Source organism: Aeromonas fluvialis (assembly GCF_000819885.1).
Taxonomy (GTDB): Bacteria; Pseudomonadota; Gammaproteobacteria; order Enterobacterales; family Aeromonadaceae; genus Aeromonas; species Aeromonas fluvialis.
The window spans coordinates 24,463-48,454 of record NZ_CDBO01000034.1 but is presented as its reverse complement, the minus strand read 5'-3'; the positions used below and the strand labels follow the sequence as shown (position 1 = coordinate 48,454).

The following is a 23,992-nucleotide window of genomic DNA, read 5'->3' as shown; positions in this document are numbered from 1 at the left end:
GTCGGGTAGCAAGGCTTATGCAGTGGCCAACTTGGCCTGCACTTCCGCGCGTTTGAGCATGGCGTAGGAGACGCCGGTCAGCAGCGAGCCTGCGGCAATCGCCAGGATATACATCATGACGTTGCTGATGGCGTGCGGGATAAAGAGCACGAACAGACCGCCGTGGGGTGCCATCAACTCGCAGCCAAACAGCATGGAGAGCGCACCGGTCAGGGCACCGCCGACCATGCAGGCCGGGATGACGCGCATCGGATCCTTGGCGGCAAACGGAATGGCCCCCTCGGAGATAAAGCACAGACCCAGTACAAAGGAAGCCTTGCCCGCTTCCTGCTCCGCCTTGATGAACTTCTTGCTGGCGAGGAAGGTGGCAATTCCCATCCCCAGTGCTGGCACCATACCAGCGGCCATCACCGCAGCCATCGGGGCATAGGTTTTGGAAGCCAGCAGGCCGACACCGAAGGCGTAAGCCGCCTTGTTAACCGGACCGCCCATGTCGAAGCACATCATGGCGCCGATGATGACACCCAGCAGCACGGCGTTGGCAGAGCCCATGTTGTTAAGGAACTCGGTCATGGCATTCATGATGCCGGCAACCGGGCCACCCACTACGTAGATCATCACCAGACCGGTAAAGAGGCTGGCAAAGAGCGGAATGATCAGGATCGGCTTGAGCGCTTCCAGGGTCACCGGCAGGCGCACCTTGTCGCTCAGGTACTTGGCGCTGTAACCGGCCAGGAAACCGGCCACGATGCCGCCAAGGAAACCGGCGCCCAGCGAGCTTGCCAGCATACCGCCGATCATGCCGGGGGCGAGGCCCGGGCGATCAGCAATGGAGTAGGCAATGTAACCGGCCAGCACCGGGATCATCAGGGCGAAGGCTGAGCCACCACCTATCTGCATCAGGGCAGCAGCCAGGGTGCCTTCCACCTTGAATGCTTCAATCCCGAATACGAACGAGAGCGCGATGATAAGGCCACCTGCCACCACCATGGGCAGCATGAAGGAAACACCGGTCAGCAGGTGCTTGTAGGGGCCTGCCTTTTCCTCTTTCTTGGGCTGGCTGGCACCGCTGTGGCGATAGAGTGTCGCCTCATTCCACGCCTTCTCGAGCTCGGCGCGGGTTTTCTTCAGCGCAGCGCCGGTGCTGGTGCGATAGACCTGCTTGCCGTCAAAGCGCGCCATGTCCACTTCGATATCGGTGGCGAGGAACACCAGATCGGCGGCGGCTATCTCCTCGGCGGTCAGGGCATTCTGGGCACCGACCGAGCCTTGGGTCTCTACGCGGATCTCATAACCCAGCTGTTTGGCCATGGTCTCCAGCGCTTCTGCCGACATAAAGGTGTGGGCCACGCCAGTGGGGCAAGCGGTCACCGCCACGATGCGCTTGCCAACAGCGGCCGGTTTGGCAGCAGCAACAGCGGGCGCGGCTTGATGACAATAGAGGGTGGCACCGCTGGTTGCGGCTTCCAGCAAGGCAGCCGGATCTTGCAGGGCGAGATCCATGCTCCCCTGATAGACCCGCTTGCCATCATAGGCGGCGAGATCCACCGGGGCGCTGGCGACAACCAGCACCAGATCGACGGCGGCAATCTGCTCCTTGTCCGGCACCTGACGGGGCTGCATGCTCGAGCCGACGTCGAGGGTGAGCTCCCAGCCAGCCAGTTTGGCCTGCTGTTCTATCCGTTTTGCAGCGAGAAAGCTGGTGGCAATGCCCGCTGGGCAAGCCGTAACCAAGATTGCTTTCATTGGGCATCTCCTGAGTTTTCCATTGAGGGGGTATTGCATTGAACCGGTGCCTGCAGATCCAGACGCTGTACACGCACCTGCTCAAGTAAGGGGTTGAGCACACTGACATCGCTAAAACCGACCGCCACCTGACTGACCGCCAAGGCCGAGACGGCGGTGGCCAGACGCAAGGTCTGCTCCGGCGCCCAGCCAAGGCTCAGGCCATGGGCGAGACCGGCGACCAGCGAGTCGCCAGCACCGACCGTGCTGACCACCTGCATCCGCGGCGGAATGGCCTGCCAGACCGCATCCGGGCCAAACCAGATGAGGCCGTCTGCGCCATTGGAGATCACCACGTTGGGGATCCCGCTTGCCTGCAGCGCACGGGCACACTCGGCCTGCTCGCTCAGGGTCTTGATGGGGCGGCCTGCCCACTGGCTCAGCTCTTCCAGATTGGGTTTGACCAGGGTCGGCGCGGCCTTGATCCCTTCGCTCAGGGCCACGCCGCTGCAATCGAAGATCACCTGCTTGCCCTTGGCCTTGAGCAGGCGGATCAGATGGGCGCAGTAATCGGGGGCAACCCCTTTGGGCAGGCTGCCCGCCAGCACGAACCACTCGGCGTGTGCTGCCAGCTCGTCGATGGCCTGCTCCAGCGCGCTCACTTCCCCTTGGTGGATGGTGAGCCCCGGCAGGTTGAGATCGGTGACCCGACCGGACTGCTCGGAAATCTTGACGTTGATGCGGGTGCTGCCCGCCACGCGCACAAAGTGATCATCCAGCGCCCGCTCGGCAAACAGGGAGACAAAGCTCTGCGCATTGTCAGCGCCCAGCCAGCCGGTGACGCCCACCTCGTGGCCCAGATCTTTAAGCACCATGGCGACGTTGATCCCCTTGCCCGCCGCGCGCAGGTTGGCCTCGCTCACCAGATTGACCTCGCCCAGGCTCATCGCCTCAAGACGGGTGGTGAGATCAAGGGCAGGGTTGAGGGTAATGGTGACAATCTTCATCAATGCGCCCCTTCGCCCAGACCGGCGGCAATGGCCTCACCGATCCCCTTGAGGGCGGCTTCGGCATCCGGTCCTTCGGCGCGAAACGCCAGACGATGGCCACACTTGACGCCTAAGCCGATCACCTTCATCAGGCTCTTCGCGGAGACCGCTTCGCCGCTGCCATCCAGATTGGCAACCCGGATGTCGGATGCAAACTCTTTGGCCACCTTGACCAGCATGGCACCGGGACGGGCGTGCAACCCGTGGGGGTTGATGATGGTGAAGGTATCTGAGAGACCGCTGGCAGGCCCCGCTTGCAGCATGGCAAGCCCCTCGCTGCCTGCCAGCGTGGCAAGCTGACCGGCAGCGGCCAGTTTGGCCAGATTCTCAAGTTGCGGCAGATGGCCCGTATCGGCGGCGCACAGCAGCAGCAGGGCACTGACCGGCAGCTCCTCTGCCATAAGTGCGCTGCTCGGCGTGGCCAGCACCCAGCCGGTCTGGGCCGATGCTGTTTGCTGAACATTGGCCCGTGCCAGCCAGATCCCCTCGCCCAGATAGGCGGGTTCGCTTGCCAGCAGCGCGCTCACCATGGCGGCATCACCCCAGCCCGCCGATTTGGCGCGGGCGGCGGCTCCCAGCAGCAGTTGGTCGCGATCATCGGCCGGGAAGTCGGCCAAGGTCAGGTATTGCACCTCTTTGGCGGCAGTGGCGCCAGTCAGGATGTTGATGATGGTGTCGGCATCGGTGGCCTCTTTGAGCTGGGCAGCCGCCTGCTCGTCACCCAGCACATGGGTGAGCTGGCGCAAAATGCCCAGATGTTCGTCGGACTTGGCGGCAATCCCGATGGCGACATAGGCGATCTGCCCCTCATCCCACTCGATACCCTGGGGGAACTGGGCCACCATGACGCCGGTGCTCTTCACCAGATGGCGGGTGTCGGTGGTACCGTGGGGAATGGCGATGCCGCTGCCAAGGTAGGTGGCATGCTGCGCTTCACGGGCCAGCATCCCATCGACATAGCCCGCTTCCACCAGACCGGCTTCGGTCAGTTTGCCTGCCAGCAGGGCAATGGCGTCAGACTTGGTCGCCACCGACTGTCCCAGCAAGATCTGCTCTCGCGTCAACTTCAACATAGAGACTCTCCATCAGGTTCCGGCTGCGCCGGTACGTCACAATTGAACATTCGGGTAACTCGCCAGCTGACAATAGACCCGATCACGGTTCACTGTGATCGGGGCCCGATTTTCAGGCCACTGGGTCTCTTCGTTGCTGACAGGCTGAATCGTTTCACTTACACTCAGACTGAATCGTTTCAGCCAATTGATCAAGTACCCACAAAGAGTGCTTTTCAATGATATGATCCCGCGCACACTTTTCGGTGCCCTCACCCGGCTGTGACCGTGGGCCTTGCAACTCAAACAGAGCCAATATGATGAAACTGGATGAAATCGCCGCCCTCGCCGGTGTCTCGCGCACCACGGCAAGCTATGTGATCAATGGCAAGGCCGACCAATACCGCATCAGCCAGGCCACCCGCGACAAGGTGATGGCCGTTGTCACCGCCCATAACTACCAGCCTGACAGCCGCGCCGCCTCCCTGCGTGGTGGCCAGACCAAGACCCTCGGCTTTATCCTGCCCGACCTTGAGAACGCCAGTTACGCCAAGTTGGCCAAGCGGCTGGAACAGGGGGCGCGGGCGCAGGGCTATCAGCTGCTCATCGTCTGCTCGGAAGATGAACCCGCCACCGAAAAAGAGCTGGCCCAGATGCTGGTAAGCCGCCATGTGGATGCCCTGCTGGTGGCCAGCTGCCTGCCGCCAGACGACCCCTTCTACGGCAAATTGCAGGCACAAGGCAGCCAGATCCTCGCCATCGACCGGGCGATGGCCGCCGACAAGTTCGTCACCGTCGCCAGTGAAAACGAGAAAGCGAGCTTTGATCTCACCAGCTCCCTGCTCACCCCGACCTTGCGCCATATCGCCTTGATCACCGCGCTGCCAGCACTCACGATCAGTCAGGAGCGCAAAGCGGGTTTCGAGCAGGCGGTCGCCAGTCATAGCGCGACTCGCCATCTGTGCGAGGGGGATCACTTCTCCCGCCTTGAGGGGTATCGCCTGATCAAGGATCTGCACCAGCAGCTGGGCCAGTTGCCCGAAGCGCTGATCACTACTTCCTATATCCTGATGGAGGGGGTGCTCGATTACTTGCTGGAGTTAGAGTTGGAACAAGAGACCAATATGAGCCAGCTCGCCATGGCCACCTTCGGGGACGATCGGCTGCTCGACTTTCTCCCCTTTGGCATCAACTCCCTGCCCCAGCAGCATGATGCACTGGCGAGCCAGGCGCTGGAGCTGGCGCTCAAGGCGGTGAACGGCGAATACCAGAACGGCCTGCACTATGTGAGCCGCACCCTCAAACGCCGCCGCTAACCTGACCGCAACAGACCCTGTTTGCTGGCAATCGATGGGTAAAGAGAACAGATGACAATAAGTCTGCCAGGATTGGCAGCCTTATTGTTTATCCCCATAACCCTACCCGCCCGCTTGGCTTTCTCTTCCCGTCTGACCGACTAAGCAACCGGCCTCCACACCCCTTTTGCCCCTCAACGTCAATACAACGCCTTCCTCGTTCCCCTATCCGTGCTGCTGCCACTTGACTTATCTTTATGCATTGGCCCCTTGTCAGTCGTTATTTCGGCGCATTTTTCTGCAATTAGTCACCACTGTCATCATTTATTTCCACTTAATGCCACATACCAGCACAAGATCCGTCTAAAAGGGGTTGTTTCCGCTATTTTGATCCGCTAACGTGGCAACCATCTTTTACAAGTGACAGGTTTTAGGTACAGATGTTCCCGTTCCGATATTGCTAGCCTCCGGCCCTATCCCCGGAGGCGCCTGCTGATAACGCCAATTTGCCCCCTCTTGTTGACGTCACTGCTGACATCGCCTGTTTGCACTGACACCGCTACGTTCGGATGGATAACATGAATACCAAAACCCTGGGTTGTACGCTGTTGATTGCCGGCACCACCATAGGGGCCGGCATGCTGGCCCTGCCGCTGGCCTCCTCCTCCCTTGGCGGCCCCGCCACCCTGCTGCTGATGGTCGGCCTCTGGGCCCTGATGGCCTTCACCGCCATGTTGCAAGTAGAGGCCAGCCTCAACACCGGCAAGTGGTACCTGCACCAGCTGGCGGATCATCTGCTCGGCCCTTGGGGCAAGCGCATCGCCTCCTTCTGTATCCTGATGCTGTTCTACTCGCTGGCTTCGGCCTACATCAGCGGCGGCAGCAGCCTGCTGGTACAGGCGCTGGTCGATGCGGGCATGACCCTGACCCAGGAGCAAGCCGCTTGGGCCTTTACCTTGCTGTTTGGCGGCATGGTCTGCGTCGGCACCCGCTCGGTGGATTACCTCAACCGGCTGATGTTCACCGTCAAACTGGTGATCATGGTGGCGGTGTTGGCACTGCTGCTGCCGCGCGCCGAAGGGCAGCACCTGCTCTCCATGCCGCTGGGTCAGGGCTTGTTGCTGGCGGGCCTGCCGGTGATCTTCACCTCGTTCGGCTTTCATGGCTCCATTCCGAGCATAATGCTCTACCTTGGTGACTGCCCCAAGCAGCTGCGCCGGGTCTTTGTCTGGGGCTCTGCCCTGCCGCTGATCCTGTACGTGCTGTGGCAGGTAGCGATCCTCGGTCTGCTCGGCCAGCAAGCCCTGCTGCAAACCGGTGGCGCGCTGGACAGCCTGCTGGCCAACATCGGCAAGCTGGTGAGCTGGCCTGCGTTTAATCAGGCGATGCACCTGTTTGCCGATCTGGCGCTCGCCACCTCCTTCCTCGGGGTGACGCTGGGACTGTTCGACTTTATGGCCAAGGTGACGCGCCGCAAGAACAACTGGCAGGGCCGCACCCAGACAGGTCTTATCACCTTTGTGCCCCCCCTGCTGTTTGCCCTCTACTTCCCGCAGGGCTTTATCATGGCGCTTGGCTACGCCGCCATTGCGCTGGCGATCCTCGCGGTACTGTTGCCGGTGGCACTGGTATGGCAGAGCCGCAAACAGACGCCAGCCCACCACTACCGCGCCCCGGGTGGCGTAGTAGCACTGGGACTGGCCGCCGCCATGGGTGTGCTGATTGTCGGCGTACAGGTCAGCGTCAGCCTCGGAATGCTGCCCGCGCTCTAATGCTGACCGCAATTCAATGCCCCTAATAGCAAAAGCCCCGCCAATGGATATGGGTGGGGCTTTTGCTATTAGGTCGGTATAACGTTCGCAACATCGCGATATGACGGGTCAATCTGGTACAGATGACTGCTACCCTCAGAGGCAACCCATTGAGACGCCATGCAATATCAATCAAGTCACTGGCGACTCGACATCATCACACCGGGAGCCAGATACCATGATCATACTGCCTGTTTACGCGGCCCTGCTCGCCTTGCTGTTTGTGTTGCTGAGCATTCGAACCATTCGTACCCGCCATAGCCGCAAGGTGGCGCTGGGACACGGGGATGATCCCGCCATGCTGCGCGCCATGCGGGTGCATGCCAATTTTGCCGAGTATGTCCCCCTCGCCCTGCTGCTCATCTACTTTGTCGAAGCCACCAGCCAGTCCCCCTGGCTCGTCCATCTGCTGGGGAGTGGGCTGTTGCTTGGTCGCGTCTGTCACGCCTTTGGCATGAGCCGCACGCCGGAGAACTTCCGCTACCGGGTGGCGGGAATGGGGCTGACCTTCACGGTGATCCTGATGAGCGCGGCCCATCTCCTGATCACGGCACTGCTCCCCTGACGTTTTGCCGGCAAACCGCTATCCCACCAAGACCCTATCTACCGGAAATAGAAAAGCCCTGCCAGATTGGCAGGGCTTTTTCAGTCAACCGTACAGCTGGGGAGACAAGCTCCCGAGCCGCTTACTGGTTGTGACTGGAACGACGGGGGCGACGGGCCTGAGCCGGTTTGGCAGCGCCCTCGGCCGGACGCTGACCCCCCTGGGGCTTGGGCTTGCCGCCGTTGCCACCGCGATTGCCACCACCGTTACCACCGGCGCCATTGCCGGAACGACCGGCGCCCTGACGCTGCCCTTGACCTTGCGGACGGGGCGCACGGCGCTGCTCGCTCGGATCACGGGGCTCTTTGCGCAGCGGCGCGCCGATACCACGGCTTATGTTATCGAGCGTCTCGCGGGAGGCTTCAAAGCCCGCCACCTGCTCGCAGGGAATATTCTGCTTGGTCAGGCGCTCGATCGCCTTGATAAGCTTGCCCTCGTCGGCCGCTACCAGGGAGATAGCATGACCGGCGGCGCCAGCACGGCCGGTACGACCGATGCGGTGAACGTAATCTTCCGCCACGTTGGGCAGTTCGAAGTTCACCACTTGCGGCAACTTGTCGATGTCGAGGCCGCGGGCGGCGATGTCGGTCGCCACCATGACGCGCACACTGCCATCCTTGAAACCGGCCAGTGCGCGGGTACGGGCACCCTGGCTCTTGTTGCCGTGAATGGCGGCAGCACTGATGCCGTCTTTTTCAAGCTTCTCGGCAACGCGATTGGCGATGTGCTTGGTACGGGTAAAGACCAGCACCTGCTGCCAGTTGTTGCTGGAGATCAGGTGGCTCAGCAGGGCAATCTTGTTGGCCTTGTCGCACGGGTGCACCAGCTGCTCGATACGCTCGGCGGTGCTGTTGCGCGGGGCGACTTCAATGACAGCCGGGTTGTCCAGCAGGCCAGTGGCCAGCTCGCGAATTTCATCGGCGAAGGTGGCGGAGAAGAGCAGGTTCTGGCGCTTCTTCGGCATCAGGGCCAGGATCTTGCGGATGTCGCGGATAAAGCCCATGTCGAGCATGCGATCCGCTTCGTCCAGTACCAGGATCTCCACTTCGTCAAACTTGACGGCATTCTGGTTGTAGAGATCCATCAGGCGGCCAGGACAGGCCACCAGCACGTCCAGACCACGGCGAGTCGCCATCATCTGCGGATTGATGCTGACGCCGCCGAACACGACGTGGCTGCGCATCGGCAGGTGTTTGCCGTAGTTACGCACGCTCTCGCCCACCTGGGCGGCCAACTCGCGAGTCGGGGTCAGCACCAGCGCACGAATACGGTTCGGAGACACCTTACGCTTGCTCTCCATCAGACGTTGCAGCATCGGCAGGGTAAAGCCTGCGGTCTTGCCGGTCCCTGTTTGGGCCGCCGCCATCAGATCGCGGCCAGCCAGAACGGCGGGGATCGCTTGCTGCTGAATGGGAGACGGGGTGTCGTAGCCTTGCTCGGCAACGGCACGCAACAAGGGTTCGGCCAGACCGAGGGAAGTAAAACTCATAATTACCTGCTAGAGATAGGGGCGCCGGGGATTTGTGGTGGGGCTCCTCTGCTGAGCCGATGCCATCTCACAAGATCTGGGCCTATTGAGAAAACAACGATTTCCCCGGGGAGCAGAGCAAAGGGGAAAGAATAGAGGCGCAGTCTAACGGAGTTGCCCGGGATAAACGAGAAAAATGTGACATTCCTCCCAGCACGGTGGATAAACAACTGACTGATGCCCGCCTTGGGCCTTTTTTGGCAAACAAGGACGCGCGGTAATAATAAGGCGACCCTGGGGTCGCCTTATTGATCATGGCCTCAGCCACGAGCCCATCACACCCTTTAACGCAGCTGCGGGGTATGGGTCAGCACCCCCTGATTCTGGGCGCGGTGACGCAGCAGGTGATCCATCAACACCAGTGCCAGCATGGCTTCGGCGATGGGCACGGCGCGGATACCAACGCAAGGGTCGTGACGCCCTTTGGTGATCATCTCGATAGCCTCGCCTTCGGTATTGATGGTCTTGCCCGGCACCGTGATGCTGGAGGTGGGCTTGAGCGCCATGCTCACCACAATATCCTGACCTGACGAGATCCCACCCAGAATGCCGCCCGCATGGTTGCTGGCAAAGCCTGCCGGGGTCATCTCGTCGCGATGCTCGGAGCCTTTTTGCTCCACCACCGCAAAGCCGTCACCGATCTCCACCCCTTTCACCGCATTGATGCCCATCATGGCGTGAGCGATGTCGGCATCGAGGCGGTCAAACACCGGCTCACCAAGGCCCACCGGCACATTGCGCGCAATGACCTGCACCTTGGCACCGATACTGTTGCCCTCTTTCTTCAGGTCGCGCATGTATTGATCGAGTTCCTCCAGCTTGCCCGCATCGGGGAAGAAGAAGGGGTTCTGCTCGATCTGCGCCGCGTCAAACGCCTCGGCCTTGATGGGGCCAAGCTGGGAGAGAAAACCGGTGATCTCGATGCCGTGCACCTGTTTGAGGTACTTCTTGGCGATGGCCCCCGCCGCCACCCGCATCGCGGTCTCACGGGCAGAGGAGCGACCGCCGCCGCGATAGTCGCGCTGACCATACTTCTGGTGGTAGGTGTAGTCAGCATGACCCGGCCGGAACAGATCCTTGATGTCTGAGTAATCCTTGGAGCGCTGATCGGTATTCTCGATGAGCAGCCCGATGGAGGTGCCGGTGGTCTTGCCCTCAAACACCCCGGAGAGGATCTTCACCTCGTCCGGCTCGCGGCGCGGCGTGGTGTAGCGGGAGGTGCCGGGCTTGCGCCGATCCAGATCCCCCTGCAGATCCGCCTCGCTTATCTCGAGCCCCGGCGGGCAACCATCGACCACTGCGCCCAGCGCCAGGCCGTGGCTCTCGCCAAAGGTGGTGACCCGAAAGAGTTGACCAAAACTGTTCCCTGCCATGCGCGCTCCTGCTTAGTTCTTGTAGATGGCGAAATGATCCTGATACTGCACCAGCTCGTCACGGGTCATCACAAAGACGCCGTGGCCGCCGTTTTCGAATTCAACCCAGGTGAAGGGGATCTCGGGGAACTGGGCTTCCAGATGGATCATGCTGTTGCCCACTTCGACCACCAGCACGCCGTTATCCTTAAGGAAGTCGGCCGCATGGGCCAGCAGACGCTTGGTGAGCTTGAGACCGTCAGAGCCGGACGCCAGCGCCAGCTCGGGCTCGTGACGGAACTCGTCCGGCAGATCCGACATATCTTCGGAGTCCACATAGGGCGGATTGGAGACGATGAGATCGTATTTGTCGCCGGCCGGCAGATCGCGGAACAGATCGGAGCGGATCGGAATGACCTGCTGCTCCAACCCGTGATCGTTGATGTTGCGCTCGGCCACGTTCAGCGCATCGATGCTGATGTCGATGGCATCCACTTCCGCTTGCGGGAACTCGTGAGCCATGATGATGGCGATGCAGCCGGAGCCGGTGCACAAGTCCATGATCCGGGTCGGTTCATGTTTGAGGAAGGGCGCGAAGCGATTGGCCACCATCTCGGCAATGGGGGAACGGGGGATGAGCACCCGCTCGTCCACGTAGAACTCCCAACCGGCATACCAGGCCTTGTTGGTCAGGTAGGCGGCTGGGATACGCTCCTGTACCCGACGGATAATCAGCTCGGCGATACGGTGACGTTCGCTGCTGGTGAGACGGGAGTGGCGCATGGCGGGATCAACGTCCGGCGGCAGATGCAACGCGGGCAGTACCAGTTGCACGGCTTCATCCCAGGCGTTGTCGGTTCCATGACCGTAAAAAATCCCGGCGTCGTTGAAACGACTCATGGCCCAGCGCAACATGTCCTGGATGGTGTGCATCTCGGCAACCACCTCATCGATAAATATCTTGTCCAAATCCACCTCCAAGTCGAGTAATATCCGGCCCGAGAATTTTACAAAGCGAGCAAGACGAGTACCTGATGAAAAAAACGCCCTCACCGACAGACGAGGAAACCCTGCTGTTCCGCGATGCGATAAAAGGTACCCGGAAAATCAAGCAAGATACCATAAGGGCCGAGTTACGCCCGGTCAAGCAGAAACGCGAATTGCGTGAAACCCGCGAAAAGCTTGGGGTTGACCACTATTTCAGCGATGAGTATCAACCCCATCTCGACGATGATGGGCCGACCCGGTACGTGCGGGAAGATGTATCAAAATTTGAGCTGAAAAAGCTCAAGCGGGGCATTTATCCGCCGGAGATCTATCTGGATCTGCACGGCATGAACCAGCAGCAAGCAAAACAGGAGCTGGCCGCCCTGCTCACCCTCTGCCAAAAAGAGAACATTCACGTCGCCTCGGTGATGCACGGCATCGGCAAACACATCCTCAAACAGCGCATCCCCAGCTGGCTGGCCCAGCACCCCAATGTGCGCGCCTTCCATCAGGCGCCCCGTGAATGGGGCGGCGACAGCGCCATCCTGGTGTTGCTGGATATTGAAGAGTAGATCACGTGGGGGATGGCTCATTCTACATCCCATGCATGGCGCCAAGCGGTGCTTTCACCTCTCGCACCGGGGGCTAGTTCACCTCTTCCTTGACCTGCCAGCCATTACCAGTGCTTGCAGAGAAGGCGTAAAAGCACCGAACGTCAGGCACGCACGGCACGGATCAGGATATTGCGCGGGGTCATGGGTTTGGCACAAAACTCCCCCACCTCGACCCGATAGCCCTGCTCTTGCAAAAAGAGCGCGCGATCCAGCGCCAGCCAGACCTCGAGGGGACGGCGAAAGAGGTGGCGCACCAGCTCCATGCGGGCGACATCACCAAAGCGGCGCTCCCCTTCTGCCAACCAGGCGGAGTAGTCGAGTCCGGCGGGCAGCACAATCCCTTTGCGCTCGGCAGCCCAACCGCAGAATGCCTCAAACGTGCCGGTCAGCAGGCTCTTTTGCATATTGGGCACCGGCAGATACTCATCCACCCCGCGCACCTGACGCTGCAGGCAGTCAAACCCGAGCCGCCACACCACTTCCTGCTCGCGCAGGCGGGCGATCCGCGCACCGCCAGTCACCGTCTCCTGTAGCGGCAGCTTGAGATCCGCCTTGCTCAACACCAACTCGCTGGCGTTGGCCGCGGCCGACAGCGGGCGATAGTGGCTGGTGCGGATCAGGTGATAACAACAGGGAGAGAGGGTCACGCCGCGGGCACCGCGCTCGGCCACCCGCTCCAGCAGATGGGTGTGCAGCTCGCCGCAGGCATGGAGCGCCATGGCGTGGTGCTCGGGGGCGATCAGCGCCGCCGACTCGGGGGCAAAGGCATCGGCGCAGGTAAAGGTCATATTGGCGCCATCCCGCTCGGCCAGCAGCCGACCTTCGTCACAGAGCTGCTCTTGCAACTCCAGACTGAGGATCGGAGCCTGTCGATGAAGTGACACCAGCCGCCCAAGATGCCCCTTGCCGGCACACCACTCCAGATAAGGGCCCTGATGGGCCGGCAAACAGGCGGTGAACGACTCGATCTGGGCCTGCTTGCGCCCCGGCATATGCAGCGCCATCTCCTTGCTGCAGGTGATGGGCTCCGGGGTAAATGGGGCTAGTTGGCTCAGCTGCTGCAACTCGGCACCCTCGGCAATCCAGGGGGCAAGCAGCGTGCTGAGGGCATCCATATCCGCATCGAGCTCCGCCAACTGGGTCAGCGTCAGCCCATTGAGCTGCGCCGCCAGATCGGGCGCCTCATCGGCAAAGGCCATGGTCAGATGATGATATGGCTGATATTGCCACCAGCGCCGATAGCGGGTGAGCAGTCGATCCAGTTGTTGAAAACGTTGAGCCAGCACGAATGCCCCTGCCTTGCAGTCAAAAAGAGGCTCATTCTAGCGATCCCGCTTCAAATTGCACCTTCAATACCTGGCAATCAGCGCCGCGCAACAGCACCGCCAACCCTGTGACCCAGGGCAGATCTGACAAAGTGCGGGGTTTTATGCTATATTACGCCCCCTCTCTCACGCGCCCCGCCCAACGCGGGTCGCTTTACACTAGCTATGGGACCAACAACATGACCATCAACGCCATTCTGCAAGCGCGTGCGGGCGCCAAGTGTGAACTGTGCAGCGCCGAGCAGGCGCTGACCGCCTTCGTGGTGCCTCACTCTCCCGCCAGCGACGATGATCACAGCGTTGCTATCTGTGACACCTGCCGTGGTCAGCTGGAACAACCGGATACCCTGATGGTCAACCACTGGCGTTGCCTGAGTGACAGCATGTGGAGCCAGGTGCCTGCGGTGCAAGTGATGGCATGGCGCCAGCTGAAAGCCCTTTCCGGCAAGGGTGAGGTGTGGGCGCAGGATCTGCTGGACATGATGTACATGGAAGACGAAGCCAAGACCTGGGCTGAAGCTGGTATTGCTGACGAAGATGACGACAGCGTACCGACCGTTGACTCCAACGGCGCCGTGCTGCAAGAGGGCGACTCCGTCACCCTGATCAAGGATCTGGACGTGAAAGGCGCCGGTTTCACCGCCAAGCGCGGCACCCTGGTCAAGGGCATCCGTCTGACCAACAACCCGCTCCATATCGAAGGCAAGGTCAACGGCGTGCAGATCGTGCTGGTTGCGGCCTACCTGAAAAAGGCCTAAAGCCAAGGGCGATTGCTCTGCTGTCTGCTGCCAGAGCACAAGCACAAGCGCAACGAAAAAGGATGGCGTCACGCCATCCTTTTTTATACCCGCTTGCCGCATACGGCCAACCTGAGCCCATAACAGGCCAGCAAAAGCAAAAAGGCGCATCAGGATGGATGCGCCTTGTTTACATGGCCGATGCCGTTAACCGGCAGCGAAAATGGTCACTCAGGAGGAGAGTTTGCCGTCCAGCTCTGCAATTTTTGCAGACCAGTAGGCCGGGCCGGTTTCGTGGATATTGTTGCCTTCGGAGTCGACCGCCACGGTCACCGGCATATCTTCCACTTCAAATTCGTAGATCGCTTCCATGCCGAGATCGGCAAATGCCACCACGCGGGCCTTCTTGATGGCCTTGGCCACCAGATAGGCGGCGCCGCCGACGGCCATCAGATAGACGGCCTTGTGCTGCTTGATGCTCTCGACGGTTTTCGGGCCACGCTCGGACTTGCCGATCATGCCGATAAGGCCGGTTTCACCCAGCATCATGTCGGTGAACTTGTCCATCCGGGTGGAGGTGGTGGGGCCTGCCGGGCCAACTACTTCGTCACGCACCGCATCGACCGGACCAACGTAATAGATAAAGCGGTTGGTGAAATCGACCCCTTCCGGCAGCCCTTCGCCATTTTTCAGCATGTCGGCGATGCGCTTATGGGCTGCGTCACGACCGGTGAGGATCTTGCCGGACAGCAGCACGGTATCACCGCTCTTCCAGCTGGCGAGCTCGGCCTTGGTGATGCCATCGACGTTGACTCGGCGCACGTTGCCACCCGCTTCACGGGTGATCTCCGGCCAGTCGCTCAGCTTCGGCGGAGTCAGTTCGGCGGGGCCTGAACCATCCAGTTCGAAGTGAACGTGACGGGTGGCGGCGCAGTTGGGGATCATCACCACCGGCTTGGAGGCGGCGTGAGTCGGCGCAGATTTCACCTTCACATCCAGCACGGTAGTCAGGCCACCCAGACCCTGGGCACCGATCCCCAGCTTGTTGACCTTGTCGTAGAGCTCGACCCGCAGCTTCTCTTCGGTGGTCTGGGGACCACGGGCGATCAACTCCTGAATGTCGATGTGCTCCATCAGGGCCTCTTTGGCCAGCACCGCCGCTTTCTCGGCAGTACCGCCGATGCCGATGCCCAGCATGCCGGGCGGGCACCAGCCTGCGCCCATGGTCGGCACGGTTTTCAGCACCCACTCGACGATATCGTCAGAGGGGTTGAGCATCACCATCTTGGATTTGTTCTCGGAACCGCCGCCTTTGGCCGCGATGCTCACTTCCACCTTGTTGCCGGGGATCATGTCGATATGAACCACGGCAGGGGCGTTGTCCTTGGTGTTTTTGCGACTGCCGGCCGGATCGGCCAGCACGGAGGCGCGCAGCGGGTTGTCAGGATTGGTGTAGGCACGACGGGTCCCTTCGTCCACCATCTCCTGCACTGTCATGTCGCTGTCCCACTGGACTTGCATGCCGATCTTGACGAAACAGGTCACAATGCCGGTGTCCTGGCAGAGCGGACGATGACCTTCGGCGGACATGCGGGAGTTGATCAGGATCTGGGCCAGCGCGTCTTTGGCGGCCGGGTTGGCCTCGCGGTCATACGCCGCTTTGGCAGCTTGAACAAAATCCAAGGGGTGGTAATAGGAGATGTACTGGAGGGCATCTGCGATAGAATCGATGAAATCCTGTTTTTTTATACTGCTCATATCATCCTCACTGGTCCTTGCCTCTGCCACAAAGCAGAGCAAGGGCTTCCATATGATGGGCCGTGCTGACGTGCTGGCTAAAAACTATCAGCCAGCAAAAGACGAACGACACGGCAGTTTTTTCTTAAGTCACCGACACCTATGATACGCTTGCCCACCAGCACCGACTAGGGTTCGGGAACTAAACTGTTGCCTGTGTAACATAAAATGACGCCAACACTTCATATCCATCATTTTGACCATCATGCTGAACTCCATCAGCAATTTGCCCGCCTGCAACATCAGCCCTGGGCCATGTTGCTGGAATCGGCAGGGCCGCTCGGCGCTGACAACGGCTTTGATATCATCAGTGCCGATCCGCTGGCGACCCTCGAGACCCGGGGCCCGGTGACCACCCTCACCCGCCATGGCCAGCTCAGTCAGCACCATGACGATCCCCTCGCACTGCTGGCGCACACCCAGCAGCAACTGCTGGGGGCGCTGGACTTGTGCGCCACTCGCCTCCCCTTTATTGGCGGTGCCCTCGGTCTGTTTGGCTATGATCTCGGCCGCCGCTTCGAGCGGCTCCCCGTGCAGGCCGCCGCCGATATTGCGGTGCCCGACATGGCGGTAGGCATCTACGACTGGGCGCTGCTGCGCGATGTGGCGAGCGGCGCCTGGCAGCTGGTGCACTGGGGGGATGAAGCAGGCCTTGCCAGACGGCTGGCCTGGCTTGAACAGCAACAGGCCAAACCATCCCCCGCTTTTGCCTTGCAGGGATCGTGGCAGAGCAATATGAGCCGCGCCGTGTATGGCGAGAAATTTGCCCGCATTCAGGCCTACCTCGCCGCCGGAGATTGCTACCAGATCAACCTGACCCAGCGTTTCTCGGCTCCCTATCAGGGAGATGAGTGGCAGGCCTATTGCCTCTTGGCAAGCACCAACAAGGCCCCCTTCTCCGCCTTTATCCGGTTGCCGCAAAGCGCGCTGCTCAGCCTCTCCCCCGAGCGGTTCCTGCTGCTTGATGGCCGCCATATCGAAACCAAACCCATCAAGGGGACTCGCCCTCGCCACCCGGATCCGGCTATCGATCGGCAGATTGCGCAGGCGCTGGCAGAGGCAGACAAGGACAGATCAGAGAATCTGATGATCGTGGATCTGCTGCGCAACGACATCGGTCGAGTCAGCCGGCCGGGCTCGGTCAGCGTGCCTCATCTCTTTGCGGTGGAGTCGTTTCCGGCGGTGCATCATCTGGTCTCCACCATCCACGGTGAGCTCGACGAGCGCTGGCAGGGGGTCGACTTGCTGCGCGCCTGTTTCCCGGGTGGTTCCATCACCGGTGCCCCCAAGATCCGCGCTATGGAGATCATCGAGGAGCTGGAACCCCAGCGCCGCAATGCCTACTGCGGCAGCATCGGCTATCTCAGCCAGCATGGCCGGATGGATACCAGCATCTGCATTCGTACCCTGATCGCCGAAGCGGGTCGTCTGCACTGTTGGGCCGGTGGCGGTATCATCGCCGACTCCGATGCAGACAGCGAATATCAGGAGACCTATGACAAGGTCGCCCGCATCCTGCCGCCCCTGTCGGCGCTGTAACCCTCCCCACTATCAGGCCAACGCACAAGAGAGCTCCCCACCATGGATCGCCACGAACTGCTGACCCGCTTCCAGTTGCAGCAACCCGCCCCGGCCCATCGCCTCGCCATCGGCGGGCTCAGTCCGGCGGCGGTATTGATCCCTGTGGTGGTACGCGAGAAGGGACTCACTGTGCTGCTCACCCGGCGCAGTGCCCGGTTGCGTCATCATGGAGGGCAGATAAGCTTTCCCGGCGGACGCCAGGATCCCGGTGACGAGAACCTGATTGCCACGGCGCTGCGAGAAACCGAGGAAGAGCTCGGCATTCCGCCCCAGCTTGTCGAGGTGATCGGCACCCTCAACCCACTCAATACGGTGTCACGCTTCGAGGTGCTGCCGGTGTTGGGGCTGCTCGATAGCCACTATCCCCTTGTTCTGAGTCAGGATGAGGTGGATCACGCCTTCGAAGTGCCGCTGACCCATCTGCTGGATCGGCGCAACCACATCCCCCTGACCCTTGCCAGAGGGGGGAAATCGCACACCATCTACTGGATCCCTTGGCAACAGCACTTTATCTGGGGGGCAACCGCCAGCATGATAAATCAGCTAGCCCAGCATCTTGCAAAATAACAATTTACCCATATTTGGCCGAGCGAGATTTAATCATTAACATTCAAATAACACGTCAATGAATAAACAAAAATTGAAGCTTTCTTGTTTTGATCACATTTCCACAAAAAAGTGTGGCTTTTCGGGCCGTAAGGATGAATTTGATCAACATTTTTGATTAGAAAAACCGTATCCTTGCGCCGACTTAATAAGAACCACACATTCGAGGTGAGATAGATGTCAAATACAGTTACTGGCTCGCAGGGGGTTGCGGCGACAACAGAGCAAGGGATCCGCTCTACTCAAACCACTCGTTGGGAAAAACGCGACTCTACCTGGGTCATCAGCCTGTTCGGCACCGCTGTTGGCGCAGGGATCCTGTTCCTGCCGATCAATGCTGGCATGGGCGGTTTCTGGCCGCTGGTGGTGATGGCGCTGCTGGTTGGCCCCATGACCTATCTGGCCCACCGTGGTCTGGCCCGCTTCGTACTCTCCTCCAAAAAGCCAAATGCAGACATCACCGAAGTGGTGGAAGAGCACTTCGGCGTGGGGGCCGGTAAACTCATCACCCTGCTCTACTTCTTCGCCATCTACCCCATCGTGCTGATCTACGGCGTGGGTATCACCAACACGGTCGAGAGCTTCATGGTCAACCAGTTGCAGATGACTCCACCTCCGCGCTGGATCCTCTCCATCGTGCTGATCATGGGCATGATGTCGGTGATGCTGGCTGGTGAAAAGCTGATGCTGAAAGTGACCGAGTTCCTGGTTTACCCGCTCATCGTCATTCTGGCCGGTATCTCTTTGTACCTGATCCCTGACTGGACCGGCGCCGCGCTGGAGCAAGTGCCCTCTGCCAAGGATTTCGCCACTACCCTGTGGCTGACCATCCCGGTCCTGGTCTTCTCCTTCAACCACAGCCCGGCCATCTCCAGCTTCTCCCTGGCACAGCGCCGCGACAACGGTGATCAGGCTGTCGAGAAAGCCGATGCCATCCTCAAGCGTACTGCCATGGTGCTGCTGGGCTTCGTGATGTTCTTCGTCTTCTCCTGCGTCATGAGCCTGACACCGGCCCAGCTGGCAGAAGCCAAGGCACAAAACATCGCCGTGCTCTCCTATCTGGCTAACCAGCATGCCAGCCCCATCATCTCCTACTTCGGTCCGCTGGTTGCGTTTGTCGCCATCGTCTCCTCCTTCTTCGGTCACTATCTGGGTGCCCGTGAAGGTCTGAAAGGGATGATCGTGCAGAACATGCGCAAGTCCGGCAAAGAGCCAAACGCCAAGAAAGTCGAGATGTTCATCATCGCCTTCTTTATCCTGACCCTGTGGGGCACAGCCATTGCCAACCCCTCCATCCTGGGCATGATTGAATCCTTGGGTGGCCCGATCATCGCCACCATCCTGTTCATCATGCCGATGTACGCCATCAAGCGCGTACCGGCCATGGCGAAATATCAGGGTCATATCAGCAACGTCTTCGTTGCAACCATGGGGATGATCGCCATCTCTGCCATCCTCTATCAGCTGGTCGGTTAATCCCACACCAACCACTGATAGCAACAAGCCAGCCGAATATGCGGCTGGCTTTTTTATCTCTGCGATCTGTGCCTGCGCGATTGCCCTGCTCTCTTCTTATTGCACCTCCCATTCTATTGGCTGTCTGCATGCTCATCATCGCCATGACTGAACATGTCGGTTATCACCATGAACTACGCCAATGCCCGCCACTCAATATCGCCAACAGGTTTACTCCCGCTCACCAAACCATGATGGCGTATCTAATGGGGCGAGTTAATCTGCCGCAACCATACATTTCCGTTCATTGGTGATGCAGCCATCTTTTCCCACTCTGGGTTATCCCATGGCAATCACACTCTTCAGCTCGGGGTGAACTGGCAAAACAGATGCATAGCGCACAACACAAGAAGGGAGTAATACACAAAGGGTTGGAGATAACGCAGCAAGAGATACGCTGGGCAAATATGGCAGAACGTCTGGGAACATCGGCCAATGAAGGGAAAAAAAGAGCAGAGCCGGCAATAAAAAGCGCCCTCCGAAGAGGGCGCAAGTGTGTTACGAAACAGGCTGTTGCAGGATCAGGCTTCGCGGCTCGGTATCGGCGCCACATCCAGCAAGGTTTCATCTTCGGCCATGCAAGCCGCGGCGGTGAACAACACGTCGGTGGAGCTGTTAAGCGCTGTCTCGGCAGAATCCTGCAGCACGCCGATGATAAAGCCGACGGCTACTACCTGCATGGCGATGTCGTTGCTGATACCAAACAGGCTGCACGCCAGCGGGATCAGCAGCAAGGAGCCACCGGCGACACCGGAGGCGCCGCAAGCACTGACGGTGGCAACCACGGAGAGCAGCAGAGCCGTGGTCAGATCCACTTCCACCCCCAGGGTATGCACTGCCGCCATGGCCAGTACGGTAATGGTGATAGCGGCGCCGGCCATGTTGATGGTGGCACCCAGCGGAATGGAGACCGCATAGGTATCTTCCGGCAGACGCAGTTTTTCACACAGCGCCATGTTGACCGGGATGTTGGCGGCGGAGCTACGGGTAAAGAAGGCGGTCACGCCGCTCTCTTTGAGGCAGGTCAGCACCAGCGGATAGGGGTTGCGCTTGATCTTCCAGAACACGATCAGCGGGTTGACCACGAAGGCGATAAACAGCATGCAGCCGATCAGCACCACCAGCAGTTGGGCGTAGCCAAACAGGGCGTCGAAGCCGGTCTCGGCAAGGGTGGAGGCGACCAGACCCAGGATACCGAGCGGGGCGCAACGGATCACCGCCTTGACGATGGTGGAGACACCGTGGGAGAGATCGGTGATCAGCGCCTTGGTACTCTCGTTGGCATGACGCATGGCGATACCCAGACCAATGGCCCACGCCAGGATCCCGATATAGTTGGCATCCATCAACGCCTTGACCGGGTTGGTCACGATGTTGAACAACAGGGTTTGCATCACTTCTGTGATGCCGCCCGGCGGAGTGATCTCGGCGGTGTTGGCAACCAGATGGAGGTTGGAAGGGAACAGGAAGCTGGCAATCACCGCAACGACGGCCGCAGCGAAAGTGCCAAACAAATAGAGTACCAGCAAGGGGCGGATATTGGTTTTCTGTCCCTGCTTGTGGCCAATGATGGCCGCCATGACCAGTACGAATACCAGCAGCGGCGCCACCGCTTTCAGCGCGCCAACAAACAGGCTGCCGAGCAGACCTGCCGTTTTCGCCCACTCGGGCGCAAACAGTGCCAGCAAGATACCGAATACCAGACCAACCAGGATCTGGCTGACCAGACTGGTGCGATAGACCAGCCGAAGGAGGGGGTGTTGTTGTGTCATCAAAAAAGTCCCTAAGCACCGTAGTGCATGAATCATGAGTCCTGTCTGCAATCCCCCATCGGGAGACCCCTGTCGCCCGAATGTGGTGCCCGTGGCCAGCCTTCTATCGGGCCAATCCCCCCGTCACCGGATTGCATGACAGAATATCCCATTCGCCATCATTTTTTTCCAGAGACTCACCAAAAAATATCCCGTTTTCATCATAAAAAACCGCAACAAAACCTTAACCACAGCGTAACCACCCATTTTTGTACGTTTAATCGGCATGCTCTGCCATCCCCCTCACGACCCTTCCTGTGCCATCCGTGGCCCCTGTCGCTGTGCTATCATCCCCCATTTGCCGCGGAGCCTTACCATGATCCCATCCCTGCTCAATCGCTATTTTGGTTTCTCCGAACTCAGGCCAGGTCAAGAGGCGGTGATCAGCCGAGTGTTGGCAGGCCAGAGTGCCGCCGCCATCTTTCCCACCGGCTCCGGCAAGTCCCTCTGCTATCAGCTGCCGGCCCTCGCCCTGCCTCACCTGACCCTGGTGATCTCGCCGCTGCTGGCGCTGATGCACGATCAGCTGGCCTTCCTTAAAAGCAAGGAGGTCAGTGCCGCCACCCTCGACTCGAGCCAGAGTCCGGAAGAGAGCCGCAGGGTGATGCAGCAGGCCCTGGATGGACAGCTCAAGATCCTGATGATCTCGGTGGAGCGGCTCAAGAACGAACGTTTTCGCCGCTTTATCCAGCAGGTGCCGCTCTCACTGCTGGTCGTCGATGAGGCGCACTGTATCTCGGAGTGGGGTCACAACTTTCGCCCCGACTACCTCAAGCTGCCGAGCTATCGCCATGATCTGAAGATCCCGCTGGTGTTGCTGCTGACCGCCACCGCCACACCGGCGGTGATTCAGGATATGCAGGCCAAATTCGCCATCGAGCCCGACAACGTGATCGTGACCGGCTTCTATCGCCCCAATCTCGATCTCGCCGTGGTGCCACTCCCTCCCGAGCAGCGCGATAGCTGGCTCGTACAGGCGTTGGCCAAAGAGCCGGCGACCCCCACCATCGTCTACGTCACCTTGCAGCACACCGCCGAAGCCTGCGCCGAGCAGCTCATTGGGCAAGGGATCAACGCCCGCGCCTATCATGCCGGACTCGACCCGGCGCTGCGCAGCCAGATCCAGCACGACTTCATGGCTGGCAAGGTGGCTTGCATCGTCGCCACCATCGCCTTTGGCATGGGGATCGACAAAGCGGATATCCGGCGGGTCATTCACTACGATCTGCCCAAATCCATCGAGAACTACAGTCAGGAGATTGGCCGCGCCGGACGGGATGGGCAACTCTCGCACTGCACCGTGCTGGCCAATCAGAGCCAGCTGCCGGTACTGGAAAATTTCGTCTATGGCGATACCCCGGATCTGGCGGCCATCCGCCAGTTGCTTGACATCATTACAGACGGCGGCCCGCAGTGGGAATTCACCTTGCTGCGCCTCTCAAACGAAATAAATATCCGCCAGCTGCCCCTCAAGACTCTGCTGGTCTATCTGGAGATAGCGGGCATCATCACCCCCGCCTACAGCTACTACGCCGACTATCGTTTCAAGTTTGTGCTGAATAAAGGCGAAATATTGAGCCGTTTCAATCCGGATCGCCGCCAGTTTTTGGAGCAGTTGTTCGCCTGCGCCCCACAAGCGCGCAGCTGGTGCACCATGGACTTTGACGCCCTCTGGCAGGGCTATCAGGGAGAGCGGCAGCGGGCCGTTGCGGCGCTCGACTACCTGCAACAGCAAGGCTGGATCGAGCTTGAAAGCAAGCAGATGACCGAGGTCTACCGCATAACCCGTCAAGGGTGGGATAGCGAGCAGGAGGCCAACGCCCTTCACGCCCTGTTCCTGCAAAAAGAGCAGAGCGAGTTGGCCAGACTGCAAGCCATGCTCGACTTTTTCACTTCGGATGAGTGCCTGAGCCACCGCCTCGCCCGCTATTTCGCCGATGAGGCGGCGCCGGTTCATTGTGGCCACTGTTCGGTCTGCCGCGGTGAGGTGGCACATCTCCCCCCCCTGCCCCCACTGACCATGCCAAACGAGGGAGGGATCCGCGCCTGGTGCGATCCGCTCATTGCCAAGACCGGTGCGACGGATGCAAGGGTGTTGGCACGTTTTCTGTGCGGTATCGCCACGCCGCTGACCAGCCGGGTCAAGGCCAAATCGCTGGCGGGCGCAGGCCAGCTGGCTGCGCACCCGTTTGCCCGCGTCCTGGCGGCAGTGCAGCAAGCCTATCCTTGAGCCGTGAGTTCACCCAGCCGCAACCCCTGCCGACATCAATACCACTTTTGCCGATGCTGCAAAAAGAAGACCCTCGCGGTTGCGAGGGTCAAGCCAACGGAAACGTGCTTAAACAGAGCTTGGTGAGGCAACAGTCAACTCTCTTGCTAAAGCGTCTTGCCGCTCACACATCGCCAATCTAGGGCACTCAAAATGTAGCGTCAATGTAAAAATTAGAGCTAAAACCCCAAACAAGGCGATTTACGTTGACGTTCACGCAACGATATTTTCATCCATAGCCCGCCAACCCGCGTCCCCATTGCCTTTCGCTAAACGCCTTAATCTTTTCGCAACAAGTCCCCTGTTCCCCATAAACATTTATCTTTTATATCTT

The 23,992-nt window shown here is 59.9% G+C and carries 18 protein-coding genes; 9 read left to right on the top strand and 9 right to left on the bottom strand.

The annotated features are described in order from the left end of the window. Positions 1-15: 15 nt before the first annotated feature. The 3 genes from fruA to fruB are packed head-to-tail and all read right to left on the bottom strand — an operon-like array spanning position 16 to position 3,847. Positions 16-1,746 carry a PTS fructose transporter subunit IIBC gene (gene fruA, locus BN1125_RS06975; RefSeq protein WP_042011421.1) on the bottom strand — a complete coding sequence of 577 codons (1,731 nt, stop codon included), beginning with the start codon at positions 1,744-1,746 and terminating at the stop codon, positions 16-18. Then, positions 1,743-2,732 carry a 1-phosphofructokinase gene (pfkB, locus tag BN1125_RS06970; RefSeq protein WP_042011420.1) on the bottom strand — a complete coding sequence of 330 codons (990 nt, stop codon included), beginning with the start codon at positions 2,730-2,732 and terminating at the stop codon, positions 1,743-1,745. Before pfkB ends, fruA begins: the two co-directional genes overlap by 4 nt. Beyond that, a complete protein-coding gene (gene fruB / locus BN1125_RS06965) occupies positions 2,732-3,847 on the bottom strand; it encodes a fused PTS fructose transporter subunit IIA/HPr protein (RefSeq protein ID WP_042011419.1) in 1,116 nt (371 codons plus the stop codon). Before fruB ends, pfkB begins: the two co-directional genes overlap by 1 nt. Positions 3,848-4,143: 296 nt before the next feature. On the opposite strand from fruB, the gene cra reads away from it, so the two are divergent. From cra to BN1125_RS06950, 3 genes are all read left to right on the top strand, one after another. Further along, entirely contained in the window at positions 4,144-5,142 is a 999-nt protein-coding gene (gene cra / locus BN1125_RS06960) for a catabolite repressor/activator (RefSeq protein ID WP_042011418.1), read from the top strand. 557 nt (positions 5,143-5,699) lie between these two features. After that, entirely contained in the window at positions 5,700-6,893 is a 1,194-nt protein-coding gene (locus BN1125_RS06955; protein ID WP_042011417.1) for an aromatic amino acid transport family protein, read from the top strand. A gap of 217 nt (positions 6,894-7,110) precedes the next feature. Further along, positions 7,111-7,497 carry an MAPEG family protein gene (locus BN1125_RS06950; protein ID WP_042011416.1) on the top strand — a complete coding sequence of 129 codons (387 nt, stop codon included), beginning with the start codon at positions 7,111-7,113 and terminating at the stop codon, positions 7,495-7,497. A gap of 121 nt (positions 7,498-7,618) precedes the next feature. On the opposite strand, the gene BN1125_RS06945 is transcribed toward BN1125_RS06950, so the two are convergent. The 3 genes from BN1125_RS06945 to prmB form a co-directional block, all read right to left on the bottom strand. Beyond that, positions 7,619-9,025 carry a DEAD/DEAH box helicase gene (locus tag BN1125_RS06945; RefSeq protein WP_042011415.1) on the bottom strand — a complete coding sequence of 469 codons (1,407 nt, stop codon included), beginning with the start codon at positions 9,023-9,025 and terminating at the stop codon, positions 7,619-7,621. Between the two features lie 323 nt (positions 9,026-9,348). Continuing rightward, complete coding sequence (aroC, locus tag BN1125_RS06940; protein ID WP_021230156.1) at positions 9,349-10,437, bottom strand: chorismate synthase; 1,089 nt, start codon at positions 10,435-10,437, stop codon at positions 9,349-9,351. Positions 10,438-10,449: 12 nt separating this feature from the next. Then, positions 10,450-11,385: a 50S ribosomal protein L3 N(5)-glutamine methyltransferase gene (prmB, locus tag BN1125_RS06935; protein ID WP_042011487.1), complete on the bottom strand. Its 936-nt coding sequence runs from the start codon at positions 11,383-11,385 to the stop codon at positions 10,450-10,452. 65 nt (positions 11,386-11,450) lie between these two features. Here prmB and smrB point away from each other — a divergent pair, with 65 nt between their 5' ends. Then, positions 11,451-11,975, top strand: coding sequence for an endonuclease SmrB (gene smrB, locus BN1125_RS06930; protein ID WP_005333198.1), 525 nt, complete (start codon positions 11,451-11,453; stop codon positions 11,973-11,975). A 143-nt stretch (positions 11,976-12,118) separates the two neighbouring features. On the opposite strand, the gene BN1125_RS06925 is transcribed toward smrB, so the two are convergent. Continuing rightward, positions 12,119-13,303: a methyltransferase gene (locus tag BN1125_RS06925; RefSeq protein WP_042011414.1), complete on the bottom strand. Its 1,185-nt coding sequence runs from the start codon at positions 13,301-13,303 to the stop codon at positions 12,119-12,121. Between the two features lie 218 nt (positions 13,304-13,521). Here BN1125_RS06925 and BN1125_RS06920 point away from each other — a divergent pair, with 218 nt between their 5' ends. Next, complete coding sequence (locus BN1125_RS06920) at positions 13,522-14,100, top strand: PhnA domain-containing protein (protein WP_042011413.1); 579 nt, start codon at positions 13,522-13,524, stop codon at positions 14,098-14,100. A 210-nt stretch (positions 14,101-14,310) separates the two neighbouring features. Here BN1125_RS06920 and BN1125_RS06915 read toward each other — a convergent pair whose 3' ends face one another. After that, a complete protein-coding gene (locus BN1125_RS06915; RefSeq protein ID WP_042011412.1) occupies positions 14,311-15,837 on the bottom strand; it encodes a fumarate hydratase in 1,527 nt (508 codons plus the stop codon). A gap of 294 nt (positions 15,838-16,131) precedes the next feature. Between BN1125_RS06915 and pabB the strand changes: the two genes are divergently transcribed. The 3 genes from pabB to BN1125_RS06900 all read left to right on the top strand — a co-directional run bounded on the left by pabB (position 16,132) and on the right by BN1125_RS06900 (position 19,539). Beyond that, on the top strand, positions 16,132-17,415 hold the full coding sequence (pabB, locus tag BN1125_RS06910) for an aminodeoxychorismate synthase component I (RefSeq protein ID WP_042011486.1): 1,284 nt from the start codon (positions 16,132-16,134) through the stop codon (positions 17,413-17,415). 42 nt (positions 17,416-17,457) lie between these two features. Next, positions 17,458-18,024, top strand: coding sequence for a CoA pyrophosphatase (locus tag BN1125_RS06905; protein ID WP_042011411.1), 567 nt, complete (start codon positions 17,458-17,460; stop codon positions 18,022-18,024). 216 nt (positions 18,025-18,240) lie between these two features. Continuing rightward, complete coding sequence (locus BN1125_RS06900; RefSeq protein ID WP_042011410.1) at positions 18,241-19,539, top strand: serine/threonine transporter; 1,299 nt, start codon at positions 18,241-18,243, stop codon at positions 19,537-19,539. A 560-nt stretch (positions 19,540-20,099) separates the two neighbouring features. Here BN1125_RS06900 and sstT read toward each other — a convergent pair. Then, on the bottom strand, positions 20,100-21,350 hold the full coding sequence (gene sstT, locus BN1125_RS06895) for a serine/threonine transporter SstT (protein WP_042011409.1): 1,251 nt from the start codon (positions 21,348-21,350) through the stop codon (positions 20,100-20,102). 355 nt (positions 21,351-21,705) lie between these two features. Here sstT and BN1125_RS06890 point away from each other — a divergent pair, with 355 nt between their 5' ends. Further along, positions 21,706-23,619, top strand: a complete 1,914-nt coding sequence (locus BN1125_RS06890) for a RecQ family ATP-dependent DNA helicase (protein WP_042011408.1) — start codon at positions 21,706-21,708, stop codon at positions 23,617-23,619. The last annotated feature ends 373 nt before the right edge of the window (positions 23,620-23,992 follow it).

Excerpts from the sequence above, each read along its gene's own strand:
- BN1125_RS06905 (WP_042011411.1), top strand. The coding sequence starts at position 17,458 with ATGGATCGCCACGAACTGCTGACCCGCTTCCAGTTGCAGCAACCCGCC.
- pabB (WP_042011486.1), top strand. The coding sequence starts at position 16,132 with ATGTTGCTGGAATCGGCAGGGCCGCTCGGCGCTGACAACGGCTTTGAT.
- BN1125_RS06890 (WP_042011408.1), top strand. The coding sequence starts at position 21,706 with ATGATCCCATCCCTGCTCAATCGCTATTTTGGTTTCTCCGAACTCAGG.
- smrB (WP_005333198.1), top strand. The coding sequence starts at position 11,451 with ATGAAAAAAACGCCCTCACCGACAGACGAGGAAACCCTGCTGTTCCGC.
- BN1125_RS06950 (WP_042011416.1), top strand. The coding sequence starts at position 7,111 with ATGATCATACTGCCTGTTTACGCGGCCCTGCTCGCCTTGCTGTTTGTG.
- BN1125_RS06955 (WP_042011417.1), top strand. The coding sequence starts at position 5,700 with ATGAATACCAAAACCCTGGGTTGTACGCTGTTGATTGCCGGCACCACC.
- cra (WP_042011418.1), top strand. The coding sequence starts at position 4,144 with ATGATGAAACTGGATGAAATCGCCGCCCTCGCCGGTGTCTCGCGCACC.
- pfkB (WP_042011420.1), bottom strand. The coding sequence starts at position 2,732 with ATGAAGATTGTCACCATTACCCTCAACCCTGCCCTTGATCTCACCACC.
- fruB (WP_042011419.1), bottom strand. The coding sequence starts at position 3,847 with ATGTTGAAGTTGACGCGAGAGCAGATCTTGCTGGGACAGTCGGTGGCG.
- BN1125_RS06915 (WP_042011412.1), bottom strand. The coding sequence starts at position 15,837 with ATGAGCAGTATAAAAAAACAGGATTTCATCGATTCTATCGCAGATGCC.
- BN1125_RS06920 (WP_042011413.1), top strand. The coding sequence starts at position 13,522 with ATGACCATCAACGCCATTCTGCAAGCGCGTGCGGGCGCCAAGTGTGAA.
- sstT (WP_042011409.1), bottom strand. The coding sequence starts at position 21,350 with ATGACACAACAACACCCCCTCCTTCGGCTGGTCTATCGCACCAGTCTG.
- fruA (WP_042011421.1), bottom strand. The coding sequence starts at position 1,746 with ATGAAAGCAATCTTGGTTACGGCTTGCCCAGCGGGCATTGCCACCAGC.
- aroC (WP_021230156.1), bottom strand. The coding sequence starts at position 10,437 with ATGGCAGGGAACAGTTTTGGTCAACTCTTTCGGGTCACCACCTTTGGC.
- BN1125_RS06945 (WP_042011415.1), bottom strand. The coding sequence starts at position 9,025 with ATGAGTTTTACTTCCCTCGGTCTGGCCGAACCCTTGTTGCGTGCCGTT.
- BN1125_RS06900 (WP_042011410.1), top strand. The coding sequence starts at position 18,241 with ATGTCAAATACAGTTACTGGCTCGCAGGGGGTTGCGGCGACAACAGAG.